The organism is Haemophilus parainfluenzae (assembly GCF_003253005.1).
GTDB classification, from domain to species: domain Bacteria; phylum Pseudomonadota; class Gammaproteobacteria; order Enterobacterales; family Pasteurellaceae; genus Haemophilus_D; species Haemophilus_D parainfluenzae_M.
On record NZ_QEPZ01000001.1, the window covers coordinates 261471 to 273217 of the forward strand.

13 protein-coding genes are annotated in these 11747 nt (G+C 38.7%); 9 read left to right on the forward strand and 4 right to left on the reverse strand.

Annotation, left to right across the window (positions count from 1 at the left end; all coding sequences use genetic code 11):
- The first annotated feature begins 128 nt into the window (after positions 1-128).
- The 5 genes from znuC (at position 129) to tilS (ending at position 5028) form a co-directional block, all read left to right on the forward strand.
- On the forward strand, positions 129-923 hold the full coding sequence (znuC, locus tag DPV97_RS01335) for a zinc ABC transporter ATP-binding protein ZnuC (RefSeq protein WP_070715248.1): 795 nt from the start codon (positions 129-131) through the stop codon (positions 921-923).
- A gap of 9 nt (positions 924-932) precedes the next feature.
- Entirely contained in the window at positions 933-1718 is a 786-nt protein-coding gene (znuB, locus tag DPV97_RS01340) for a zinc ABC transporter permease subunit ZnuB (RefSeq protein ID WP_070715246.1), read from the forward strand.
- 87 nt (positions 1719-1805) lie between these two features.
- Complete coding sequence (gene accA, locus DPV97_RS01345) at positions 1806-2753, forward strand: acetyl-CoA carboxylase carboxyl transferase subunit alpha (RefSeq protein ID WP_049364469.1); 948 nt, start codon at positions 1806-1808, stop codon at positions 2751-2753.
- A gap of 116 nt (positions 2754-2869) precedes the next feature.
- Entirely contained in the window at positions 2870-3736 is an 867-nt protein-coding gene (gene pdxY / locus DPV97_RS01350; RefSeq protein ID WP_049364468.1) for a pyridoxal kinase, read from the forward strand.
- A complete protein-coding gene (tilS, locus tag DPV97_RS01355; RefSeq protein WP_070715245.1) occupies positions 3736-5028 on the forward strand; it encodes a tRNA lysidine(34) synthetase TilS in 1293 nt (430 codons plus the stop codon). The genes pdxY and tilS overlap by 1 nt, the downstream gene beginning before the upstream one ends.
- Positions 5029-5044: 16 nt before the next feature.
- On the opposite strand, the gene mutH is transcribed toward tilS, so the two are convergent.
- The 3 genes from mutH to DPV97_RS01370 all read right to left on the reverse strand — a co-directional run bounded on the left by mutH (position 5045) and on the right by DPV97_RS01370 (position 7719).
- A complete protein-coding gene (gene mutH / locus DPV97_RS01360; RefSeq protein ID WP_049364466.1) occupies positions 5045-5716 on the reverse strand; it encodes a DNA mismatch repair endonuclease MutH in 672 nt (223 codons plus the stop codon).
- On the reverse strand, positions 5713-6252 hold the full coding sequence (locus DPV97_RS01365; protein WP_070715243.1) for a methylated-DNA--[protein]-cysteine S-methyltransferase: 540 nt from the start codon (positions 6250-6252) through the stop codon (positions 5713-5715). Before DPV97_RS01365 ends, mutH begins: the two co-directional genes overlap by 4 nt.
- 90 nt (positions 6253-6342) lie before the next feature.
- Positions 6343-7719: an outer membrane protein transport protein gene (locus DPV97_RS01370; RefSeq protein WP_070715241.1), complete on the reverse strand. Its 1377-nt coding sequence runs from the start codon at positions 7717-7719 to the stop codon at positions 6343-6345.
- 208 nt (positions 7720-7927) lie between these two features.
- Between DPV97_RS01370 and DPV97_RS01375 the strand changes: the two genes are divergently transcribed.
- From DPV97_RS01375 to purN, 3 genes are all read left to right on the forward strand, one after another.
- The gene (locus DPV97_RS01375; RefSeq protein WP_070715239.1) at positions 7928-8215 is read left to right on the forward strand and encodes a YfcZ/YiiS family protein; all 288 of its coding nucleotides are present in this window, start codon (positions 7928-7930) and stop codon (positions 8213-8215) included.
- A 153-nt stretch (positions 8216-8368) separates the two neighbouring features.
- Positions 8369-9406 (forward strand): phosphoribosylformylglycinamidine cyclo-ligase, encoded by a 1038-nt coding sequence (gene purM, locus DPV97_RS01380; protein WP_070715237.1) that lies wholly within the window; start codon positions 8369-8371, stop codon positions 9404-9406.
- Positions 9407-9474: 68 nt separating this feature from the next.
- Positions 9475-10113, forward strand: a complete 639-nt coding sequence (purN, locus tag DPV97_RS01385) for a phosphoribosylglycinamide formyltransferase (RefSeq protein WP_049374488.1) — start codon at positions 9475-9477, stop codon at positions 10111-10113.
- Between the two features lie 56 nt (positions 10114-10169).
- Here purN and DPV97_RS01390 read toward each other — a convergent pair whose 3' ends face one another.
- Positions 10170-10784, reverse strand: coding sequence for an OmpW family outer membrane protein (locus tag DPV97_RS01390; RefSeq protein WP_049374475.1), 615 nt, complete (start codon positions 10782-10784; stop codon positions 10170-10172).
- Between the two features lie 206 nt (positions 10785-10990).
- Between DPV97_RS01390 and DPV97_RS01395 the strand changes: the two genes are divergently transcribed.
- Positions 10991-11746 (forward strand): beta-methylgalactoside transporter, encoded by a 756-nt coding sequence (locus tag DPV97_RS01395; RefSeq protein ID WP_070715235.1) that lies wholly within the window; start codon positions 10991-10993, stop codon positions 11744-11746.
- The last annotated feature ends 1 nt before the right edge of the window (position 11747 follow it).

Below are 11747 nucleotides of genomic sequence, written 5' to 3' on the forward strand. Positions count from 1 at the left end.
ACTCTGAAAAAAATTCATTTTACCCTAAAAATGTAAAATATTATGCCTAAATATTAGGCATAGTCAGAATTTCTTGAGAAAAAGGCGGAAATGAGCTATTTTAGTGAGCTATTTTTAAAGGGGGAATTATGCAGATTCGCGCCATTCAACCAACCCAACCCACACCATTAATTACACTGAAAAATATCAATGTGGTCTTTGAACAAAAGACCGCATTGCGGGATATTAACCTCAGCATTTATCCCAATTCCATTATCACCATTGTTGGGCCAAATGGTGGGGGAAAATCGACCCTCTTAAAAACCTTATTAAAATTACAAACGCCAACATCCGGTGAAGTAATTTATAGCACCAATGTCAGAATTGGCTATGTCCCACAAAAAATTCACCTCGATCACAGCTTACCAATGACGGTTGAGCGTTTTCTGGCACTCAAAAAAGGTGTTAAAACGCAAGAAATATCAACCGCACTTGAGCAACTCTCTATCACTCATTTGAGAAAAAATAATATGCAAAAACTCTCAGGTGGGGAAATGCAACGCGTGTTATTAGCTCGTGCGATTTTGAACAAACCCAATTTACTGGTGCTAGATGAACCAACTCAAGGGGTCGATATTAATGGTCAAGCTGAACTTTATCAGCTGATTCACCGTACTCAACAAGCCTTAAATTGTGCGGTTTTAATGGTTTCCCATGATTTGCATATCGTGATGGCGGACAGTAAAGAAGTGTTGTGCATCAATCAACATATTCGCTGTGCCGGCACACCCGAAAGTTTATCGAATGATCCAACATTTATACGCCTTTGGGGCAACCAAATCTCACAAAATGTGGGCTTTTATACGCACCATCATAATCATCATCATAATATGCACGGTGATGTTTGTAGTTGCAGTGCCAATCCATCTGAATGCCAACAATAAGGAAAAATCATGTTTGAGATTTTATTTCCCTCCTTGCTTACGGGATTACTGCTTTCCTTAATTACCGCACCACTGGGTGCTTTTGTGGTGTGGCGTAAAATGGCTTATTTTGGTGATACCCTTTCCCACTCAGCCTTGCTTGGTGTGGCGTTAGGGATTTTCTTACAAATTAACCCTTATGTTGCCATTGTAATTTTGACGATTATTCTCGCCGTATTAATGGTTTGGCTCGAAAGTAACACGCAATTTTCAGTGGATACCCTTTTAGGCATTATCGCACACAGTTGTCTTTCCCTTGGTGTGGTTACGGTTGGCTTACTAAAAAATGTCCGCGTAGATTTAATGAGTTATCTTTTTGGGGATTTGCTCGCCATTAATTTTAACGACTTACCTTATATTGGCACGGGTGTCCTCATTGTATTAGGCACACTGCTTTACTTCTGGCAAGCCTTACTCTCCACCACAGTTTCACCTGAACTGGCTCAAGTGGAAGGCATTAACATTAAAAAAATGCGATTTATCTTAATGATTTTGACCGCACTGACGATCGCATTAAGTATGAAGTTTGTTGGGGCACTGATTATTACATCACTCTTAATTATTCCCGCCGCAACAGCAAGACGTTTTGCCAAAACACCTGAACAAATGGTATTTATTGCGATTTTAATCAGTATGCTTTCTGTCGTTGGCGGGTTATTTCTTTCCGCCTTTTATGATACAGCTGCGGGGCCTTCCGTCGTAATTTGTTCCGCATTTTTGTTTTTGTTATCATTACTAAAAAAGGAATATTTATAATCCGCTCCAACCAGTGAAAACCATTTGCACCGCACCTTAAATCTTGATAAAGTGCGGGCAACTTTTGACGATATTTTAGGATAAGAAATGAGCCAAGAATATTTAGATTTTGAATTACCTATTGCTGAACTTGAAGCCAAAATTGAAGCGTTACGTTCAGCATCTGATGACAAAATTGATTTACACGATGAAATTAAACGCTTGCAAAAGAAAAGCGATGAATTAACCAGAAAAACCTTTGCAAATCTTGATGCATGGCAGGTTTCTCGTATGGCACGTCACCCAAATCGTCCATACACGCTTGATTATATCGAACATATTTTTACTGATTTCCAAGAACTTGCGGGCGATCGTGCCTTTGCAGATGATAAAGCAATCGTAGGTGGTCTTGCTCGTTTAGATGGTCGCGCGGTAATGATTATCGGTCACCAAAAAGGTCGTACAGTAAAAGATAAAGTAACACGTAACTTTGGTATGCCAGCACCTGAAGGCTATCGTAAAGCGTTACGTTTAATGCAAATGGCTGAGCGTTTTAACTTGCCTATTATTACCTTTATCGACACGCCAGGGGCTTACCCAGGCATCGGTGCGGAAGAACGTGGTCAATCTGAAGCGATTGCTCGTAACTTACGTGAAATGTCTACCTTAAAAGTTCCTGTTATCTGTACGGTAATCGGTGAAGGCGGTTCCGGTGGTGCATTAGCTATTGGTGTCGGCGACAAAGTGAATATGTTGCAATATTCAACTTATTCCGTTATTTCACCAGAAGGCTGTGCTTCTATTTTATGGAAGAGCGCTGAAAAAGCATCAACCGCAGCAGAAGTCATGGGCTTAACCGCAACTCGTTTAAAAGAGTTAGGTTTAATTGATAATATCGTTCAAGAGCCATTAGGTGGTGCGCATCGTAATTATCATGAAATGGCACGTAATTTAAAACAATGCCTTGTTGAAGAACTAAACGAACTCGATACCTTCGACAAAGATGGCTTATTAGAAAGACGTTATGAACGTTTAATGTCTTACGGTTATTGTTAATAAAATAGAAAAAGAGCGGTTAGTTTAACCGCTCTTTTTTGTGTTTTGAAAAAAATGTTGCATGAATGCAAGAAACAGCATCAATGCCTAAAATAATATAACAAGGAGAACTCAAAATGAAAAACGTATTAGCAATCCAATCTCATGTAGTTTATGGTTTCGCTGGTAATAAATCTGCTACCTTTCCAATGCAGCTATTAGGCGTGGATGTATGGGCACTCAATACCGTGCAATTCTCTAACCATACTCAATATGGTAAATGGACAGGCATGGTTATTCCACAAGAGCAAATTGGTGAAATTGCTAACGGTTTAGATGCTATTGGAAAACTGCAAGAATGTGATGCGTTGCTTTCTGGCTATTTAGGTTCAGCTGAGCAAGTTGACAAAATTATCTATGCTTTAGAAAAAATCAAAGCACGTAACCCAAATGCACTTTACTTGTGCGATCCAGTGATGCCTAATGCCGAAAAAGTTTGCGTGGTCGCCGATGGTGTACGTGAACGCTTAATTGAAAAAGCCATTCCACGTGCGGACATTATGACCCCAAATCTTTCCGAACTTCGTACGCTTTCTGACTTCCCTATCAATACGTTTGACGATGTGCTGAAAGCCGCCAATGCATTAGTGGCTAAAGGTGTGAAAAAAGTGTTGGTTAAACACTTAGGTAAAGCAGGTAAATTAAATGATCCTGATACCTTTGAAATTATTATGGCGACACCTGAAGGTGTATGGCATTTAAGCCGTCCGCTTTATAAATTTAACTTTGAACCTGTTGGTGTGGGTGATTTAATTGCGGGGACTTTCTTGGCGCATTACTTAAACTGTGGCAATGATGTAGAAGCTTTTGAAAAAATGAATAATGCGGTTGCTGGCGTAATGAAAACTACCTTTGATTTAAAATCTTACGAACTCCAACCGATTGCTGCACGTTTTGAGATCTTAAATCCAAGCACAAACTACAAAGCTGTTAAAGTTGCCTAATGGATCTTTTTTCATTATTCCAAGCTCAAATCCCAACTACCGCCAATAAGTTTCTCATTGCTTTTAGCGGTGGTTTGGATTCAACTGCACTGCTTTCTTTAGTTAAAAGACTCCGCGAAAAACGACCGCACTTAAGTCTGCGAGCTATCCATATCCATCACGGATTAAGCCCGAATGCGGATGCTTGGACGGCTCATTGCCAACAACTTTGTAAACAATTTGCCATTCCACTTATTATTGAAAGAGTCAAAGTAGAAATGCACGATGGCATTGAAGCTGGCGCAAGAGAAGCCCGTTATCAGGCGATTTTAAAACATATCCAGCCAAATGAATATCTGGTCACTGCACATCATTTAAATGATCAAACTGAAACTTTTTTTCTCGCATTAAAACGAGGCGCGGGATTACAAGGTTTAGGCGCAATGCAGAAAGAAAGCCAATTGTTCGGGATGTCTATTCTACGCCCGCTTCTTTCTTTTACCCGTAATGAATTAGAAGATTACATTCAGCAAGAAAATCTGTCTTGGGTCGAAGACGAAAGTAATCAAGATAATCATTACGATCGCAATTTCTTACGTAACCAAATTTTACCTGAAATACGCCAACGCTGGGGGCATTTTGATCATGCAGTTCAGCGTGCCGCACAACATTGTTTTGAGCAACAACAACTAATTAATGAATTATTACAACCTTGCTTTGAGCAGCATCTTCTTGAGGATCAAAAACAGTTTTCACTCGTAAACTTTCTAGAATATTCATCGCAAAAACAAACCGCACTTTTGCGAATGTGGCTAGCTAAAAATCAGATTGCCATGCCTACGCAGGTTCAATTAATGCATATTATTGATGATGTTATTCAGGCTAAAGCGGATGCCATCCCACAATTTCAACTTGGGGAGCATATTATTCGCCGATATCAACAACGTCTCTATTTAACAGGAAAATTAATTGATTTGTCGCAAACTTGTCTTGATATGCCATTAAATCAACAGATTGTCTTGCCTGATAATCTTGGAATAATTTATGCAATCCACAATGCAACAGGCATTTTAGTCAATTGGAACGAAAAACAGGTTCAACTTGCCGATACGCAAGAACCGATTCAAATACGATTTGCTTATACTGGCAAAGTAAAACGCCAACATAATCGTCCTGCCGAAACCATGAAAAAAATCTGGCAAGAGCTCGGCGTTCCGCCTTGGCAACGAAATCGCATTCCTCTCATTTTTTATGGCGAGACTTTACAAAGTTCGGTGGGTTTTTTCCGTGTTTTTCAGAACTTAGAGAAATAAAAAAATGGGTGATGAGTCACCCATTTTTATGATTAAGAAAAGCGTTTAAAATGCCTGCCGTAAATTCTTTCCGTAAATAAAACCCCAGTGGCAAGGTATCAATCACATCCCCATTTTTGCCAATGCCTTTTGTAATGGCTTTGCTGTTTGCCCCTTTCGGACGAAGCTGCATCACTTTACCAATGTGTGCTGTAATTTGGTTCAACTTTCCGAGCACAATATAATCCATCAACTCTTCCCAATCTTGGCGTAATTGATGTTCTTGTTCAGCCGAAGGTTGCCATAAGATAGGTTGGCCAATATGGCGCTCACGCAAAGGAATATCTCGACTACCTTCAACAGGAATCCACAAGACTTTCGATAATTTATGACGAACGTGCGAATTTTCCCAATTCACGCCCGAATTTTGAACCAAAGGCGCAAGGCTAACGAACGTGGTTTCCAACGGAAAACCTTCTGCATTGATGGGTAAGGTTTTTAACTCAATGCCTAAATGGGAAAAGTCCTGCTCTGCTTTACTGCCGGCAGTCGCTCCTAATGCAGTTTCAAGCAACATTCCAACCCAACCTTTATCGCGTTTTAAATCAGGCGGAACGGGAATATTTAATTCACCTGCAAGTTCGCCAAAGGTTAACCCCGCAATAGATTGCGCTTTTTCTAATAAGGCTTGTTCGGTTTGTGGGATCATTCGTGGTATTTCTTCAATAATTTCGGTTTAACGTATTCTACGCCTTTATCAAGGTAAGGAATATTCTCTAATTTCAATAAAAAACGTTTTGCCGGCAATCCACCACCAAAACCAGTAATTTCACATTTTTTCCCTAATACACGATGACATGGAATGATAATACTAATGGGATTACTCCCCACAGCACCGCCAACGGCTCGCACCGCCTTAGGGTTATTAATACTTTCGGCTAATCCACCATAACTGGCTGTTTTACCATAAGGAATTTGACACAATGCTGTCCAAATCGCTTGTTGAAATGCGGTACCTTTAGGCGATAAAGGTATATCGGAGAAACTTTCTGGCTCGCCATTGAAATAACGCCTTAAAGAACACTGAACTTTTTCAAAAAGCGGTAAATCTTCTCGTAAAATCCAATTTGGATTTGGCGTGGTTTGTTCTAACTCACAATCTAAATTTGTGAGATTTTCACCATCAGAAAGCATTAATAACCGACCGATTGGTGAATCCATATAAGCATAAAAAAGTGCGGTCATTTTTCTCCCGTTTTTTATGGGACCATATAAGAAAAAAGCACACCGAACATGCATTCGGTGTGCTACGTATTATGCTAAATTTTTAACAAATTAGAAACTGTAGTTTAAGTTTAAACCGTAAAGATTTGCACTAGCTTTAGATGTATAGTTTCCAGTAACTACTACTGCTCCATTTCGAATAACTTGCTCTTCTTTGAAATGAACTTTTTTACCTTTCAAATAAGCATAGCCTAAATCAACTGAAAGATTAGGAGTAAATTTATATGTAGCACCCACACTATACCAAGTACGATCTGTATCAGGAATTGCCGCACTAGCATGTTCAGTTGCTGCAGCTTGATCATAAGCAATACCTGCGCGTAAAGTTAATTTGTCATCTACGTTATAAGTTCCACCCAATGCAACACGCGAACTATTTCTGTAGTACATTTTCTTATGGAAGGCTTCTTTTCCATCAGAGTGATAGCTTGCATATAAGTTTTTCAAACGGCTCCAATGAGAATATTTATAACTATAGTGCATCGCAAATTTTTCAGTTAATTGGTGGAATCCTGAAAACTCTAAGTAATCAGGCAAATTAAGCTTTAAACCACCTTCTTGCCCAATACGCTGGGCTTGTAAACTAGTTGCTGTATGATCTGTAAAATCAATATCTACTTTAGAATGGTAAGCTAAACCAATTCGATGATTTTCATTAAATTGATACATTACACCAGCATTCCAAGCAAAAGCCCAAGCCGCTTTGTCTTGTAGTTGAGTTAGAATAGTATCTTTTTGAACTCTACTTAATGAAGCCAATAATGGACCAGCTGTAGGAGGTAATTGTATAGCTCCTGCGCGTACAGCATTACCAACATATTGAGCTGCATCAGCCAGAGCACCAGCTCTACGCTCAATTTTTGCTTGAGCATAAATCGCATTCAAGCCTAAACCAGCACTAAATCCCTCAGTAACACGATAAGAACCACTTAGGTTTAAATTTAACGCAGTTAGATCTGTTGTTCCACCAAATACACCGCCGTTGTATTTGTTATCATACTCGCTTTTCAAACCAAAATTCACATTCATGCCTGCACCAACCGCCACTTTGTCATTAACAGGTGCCACAAAATACATATTTGGTACAAGAGAGCCTGGAACTACATTTTTTTGATGAAGATTAGTTGAAGCACCTGGTAAACGAGCACCCACATTTCTACCTAACGCAGTAATATCAGTATTACCACTCATATTAATCTTAGAATCCACATAAACCCCTCCCACAGAAAATTGATTCGTTTTAAATAAACTCATCAATGCAGGGTTCGTTGCAACTACTGCAGCATTATCAGCAATTGCTGCTTCACCGGCATAAGCACGACCAAGACCTGATGTAGAAACTTCTGCTAATTGGAATGCGGCTGCATTTGCACCGCTTGCTACTAATAATGTGGTCATTGCTAATAGCGTTTTATTTAATTTTGTCATTTGGAACCTTTTGTTATTAATGATAATGAAAAAACCGCAAGATTCTAAAACTCCAATAAATGGAGTGCAAATTATTTTAGATTAAATTTTAAGTGTTCCGACCAGTGATAAATAAATGATATTTAAATTAAAAAAGTGTGGTCACTTTGGCAGAGCGTTTCAAAAATGCTAGAATGGAGTTAATCTTAATTTTAAATAAGGAAATCCTATGACAGTAACATGCAAAGCAGCAGAATCTCTCACTTGTAGTTGTGTTGATGTAGGTACGATTATTGACGGTTCAGATTGTTCTGTTGATATTCATCAAATCTATGCGAATAAAGCTGAAGCAGAAGCGGCACTTAATCGTTTCATTGAAAAAGCTCGCAAAACAGAAAGCGATCCTTGCGACATTAAAAGTGAAATCACAGAAACTGAAAATGGTGCCAATTTAACGGCGTGTTTTACATTTAGCTGCCAAGCTGAAGCGATGATTTTCGAATTAGCAAATCGCTAAAAATATTTTAGAAATTGACCGCACTTTATCATGCAAAATAAAGTGCGGTTATTTTTTTAGTTAAAACCCAATTAAATCACTATCGCAAACGTTTGCTTAATCTGGTACAATCACGCCGTTTTATCATTTAACCTAAAAATATAGGATAGCATTGTGAGCAAACCATCATTAAGTTATAAAGATGCAGGCGTGGATATTAATGCCGGTAATGAATTAGTTGAACGTATTAAACCACACGTGAAACGAACTACTCGTCCTGAAGTCATTGGGGGATTAGGTGGGTTTGGCGCATTATGTGCTATTCCGGGCAAATATAAAGAACCGATCCTCGTTTCAGGTACAGACGGTGTAGGAACAAAACTACGTTTAGCCATTGACTTAAAAAAACACGATACCATTGGTATTGATTTGGTTGCCATGTGTGTTAACGATTTAGTGGTTCAAGGCGCCGAACCATTATTCTTCTTAGACTACTATGCGACTGGAAAACTTGATGTGGATGTTGCCTCTGATGTAGTGAAAGGCATTGCTGAAGGCTGTGTACAATCGGGTTGTGCATTAGTGGGTGGCGAAACAGCAGAAATGCCAGGCATGTACCACGCTGGCGATTATGACCTAGCAGGTTTCTGTGTGGGTGTCGTCGAAAAATCAGAAATCGTTGATGGTAGCCAAGTTAAAGTAGGAGATGCTTTAATTGCACTAGGTTCAAGTGGCCCGCATTCAAATGGTTATTCTTTAATTCGTAAAGTCATTGATGTTGCTGGCGTCAACCTAGCCACTGAGCAATTAGATGGTCATCCATTAAGTGAACAAGTGCTTGCACCGACAAAAATCTATGTAAAATCTGTTCTCGCTTTAATCAAACAAACGAAAGTCCATGCTATCGCACACTTAACGGGTGGCGGTTTCTGGGAAAATATCCCTCGTGTATTACCGAAAAATACCAAAGCGGTTATTGATGAAAGCAGTTGGGAATGGCAACCCGTATTCAAATGGTTACAAGAAAAAGGCAACATTGAAACCTATGAAATGTACCGCACATTTAACTGTGGCGTTGGTATGGTGATTGCATTACCACAATCGCAAGTGGAAACCGCTTTAGCGATTTTAAAACAATCCGGTGAAAATGCCTGGTTAATCGGTCATATTGAAAATGCGACAGATAACGAACCACAAGTTATTATTAAATAATTTCTCTTTTCCATTTCAGGGCGAAAATTTCAGAATGAAAGGTTCGCCCTTCTTTTATGCAGAATAATATGAAAAAAATTGCCGTCCTGATTTCAGGACAAGGATCAAATCTTCAAGCAATAATTGAGGCTTGTCAAACCCGCTTTATTCCAGGAAAGATTGTGACTGTCATCAGTAATAAAATCGATTCATTTGGCTTAAAACGCGCTAAAAGTGCGGGCATTCCTAGCCGAGTTTTTTTGCGCCAAGATTTTAGTTCCAATCTCGCTATGGATAAGGCTATAGGGGATTATTTAGACGCTCTCAATATTGATCTCATTGTGTTAGCCGGTTACATGAAAATCTTAACCAAACCATTCACACAACGTTTTGCTGGGAAAATTTTAAATATTCATCCTTCCCTTCTGCCAAAATATCCTGGGTTACATACTTATCAAAGGGCACTTGAGAATGGCGAGAGTGAACATGGTACAACCGTGCATTTTGTCAATGAAGAGCTCGATGGCGGCGCCATTGTGTTACAAGCTAAAGTACCGATTTTCCCTGGTGATACCGTCGAGGAAATTGAACTTCGTACACGTGAACAGGAATATAATATTTATCCTTTAGTGATTAAATGGTTTATTGAAGAGCGATTAAAGCTCGAAAACGGTATAGCGTATTTAGATGCCTCCCCTTTACCGATATCTGGCTATGCCGCTGAATAAAGTGAAATAAAAAAGCGATACACATTGTGTACCGCTTTTTTCAGAGCAAGGTTCTATTAGAAACGATAACCTAAACCGACGAAATATACTGTAGGGTCAAGTTTCACCTTCACCGTATGATGTTCACCAGCTAAATTAAAACGCGCTTTGGTTTTAATGTTCGCGTACCACATTGCCGCATTGAAATAAAGATTGTCGGTCAGTTTAATATCGACACCCACGTTCGCAATTGGGCCAACTGAATCTTTTAATCTAAGATCAGATACGCCAGCTAACTTAGCTTTTTCACTGAAAAATGTCGTGTAGTTAAGACCCGCGCCTACATAAGGACGTACGCTAGCATCTTTATCAAAGAAATAGTATTGAGCATATACACTTGGCGGTAAATGTTTAGTTTTACCTACTAAGGCAGAACCTAACTTAATTTCATGACTGAAAGGGGTCGCCGCAAGTAATTCTACCCCGATGTTATCAGTGAACATATAAGTACCGGTTAAACCCAATTGAGTATTGTTGTTCACTTTAAATTTAAAGACATCGCTATTTGTGGTGGTGTGTGTATCCACAAGAACACCACCCGCTCTAACAATAACATCACCTTGCTGATGTGCGTTTGCAAAACCCGCTAATAATGCCGCGCTTAATCCCAATGCTAATGCTGCTTTTTTCATTTTGACTCCTTAGTCATTTTCTTTAAGATTAATTCCCATACAAATTATGGGTAAATATATGATACCTATTTTTAAGTATTAAAAATATGATCTCTATCAATTTTTTAAAAATTAATAATTTTTGATCTAGAACAATTTCTTGTATTTTTAGTTTTTTGATGTCAAAGCTTGTATAATTACTTCACTTTTTTTACCGAGAAAATACAATGCAAATTAACTTTACTCAGATTTTTCAAGATAGCCTCAACTTTATGCGTAATCAGCGAAAAACCGTGCTACTTTTCGTTGGTATTTTCGTCATCTCACAATTGATTAATGCATTAGTCAGTGTCCCAATATCGAGTTTGGGTGATAATCCTAATCCATCACAAGAGGATATTATTGATGCATTGAGCAAAGTGGAACCAACTGCACTGATTGGATCTTTTTTATTCCAACAATTATTGATGTCTTTTATTGCGACCTTCGGTATTTCAAGCATTCATCATATTAGTCTGCAAAATGAAAATCCGATTAATCAAGGTCTCATGCTGACATTGCGTCGTTTTTTAGGTGTGGTCGTTTTAGATATTTTTATGAGTTTGCCACTTCTCTTTGGCATAGCGGATGTCATGAGCTCATTTTTAAGCAAAAATGCCCTCTCCCCTCTAGCCTTTGTTTCAATGGTATTGGGCTTATTCTTCTTTGTACGTTTATGCTTATCACCTGTGCATTATATTGCCTCTAATCAATCTATCAGGCAAAGTGCTTTACAAGTGTGGCGTGCAGGTATTAAACGTAATGGCGTGTTAATTATTTATGCCTTGCTCACTTATTTACTTCTTCCTTTAGTGGTGAATACCGTTGGTGCAATCTTAGGTTCATCATTTTTAAGTGCTATCGTTGGCATCTTGGCAGCATTATTTCAAATATTTATTTTGATATTTACTTACCGTTTTTACAGTTTATTTATGAAGGCATAAT

Coding starts and splice junctions, on each gene's coding strand:
- znuC (WP_070715248.1), top strand. CDS start 129: ATGCAGATTCGCGCCATTCAACCAACCCAACCCACACCATTAATTACA.
- znuB (WP_070715246.1), top strand. CDS start 933: ATGTTTGAGATTTTATTTCCCTCCTTGCTTACGGGATTACTGCTTTCC.
- accA (WP_049364469.1), top strand. CDS start 1,806: ATGAGCCAAGAATATTTAGATTTTGAATTACCTATTGCTGAACTTGAA.
- pdxY (WP_049364468.1), top strand. CDS start 2,870: ATGAAAAACGTATTAGCAATCCAATCTCATGTAGTTTATGGTTTCGCT.
- tilS (WP_070715245.1), top strand. CDS start 3,736: ATGGATCTTTTTTCATTATTCCAAGCTCAAATCCCAACTACCGCCAAT.
- mutH (WP_049364466.1), bottom strand. CDS start 5,716: ATGATCCCACAAACCGAACAAGCCTTATTAGAAAAAGCGCAATCTATT.
- DPV97_RS01365 (WP_070715243.1), bottom strand. CDS start 6,252: ATGACCGCACTTTTTTATGCTTATATGGATTCACCAATCGGTCGGTTA.
- DPV97_RS01370 (WP_070715241.1), bottom strand. CDS start 7,719: ATGACAAAATTAAATAAAACGCTATTAGCAATGACCACATTATTAGTA.
- DPV97_RS01375 (WP_070715239.1), top strand. CDS start 7,928: ATGACAGTAACATGCAAAGCAGCAGAATCTCTCACTTGTAGTTGTGTT.
- purN (WP_049374488.1), top strand. CDS start 9,475: ATGAAAAAAATTGCCGTCCTGATTTCAGGACAAGGATCAAATCTTCAA.
- DPV97_RS01390 (WP_049374475.1), bottom strand. CDS start 10,784: ATGAAAAAAGCAGCATTAGCATTGGGATTAAGCGCGGCATTATTAGCG.
- DPV97_RS01395 (WP_070715235.1), top strand. CDS start 10,991: ATGCAAATTAACTTTACTCAGATTTTTCAAGATAGCCTCAACTTTATG.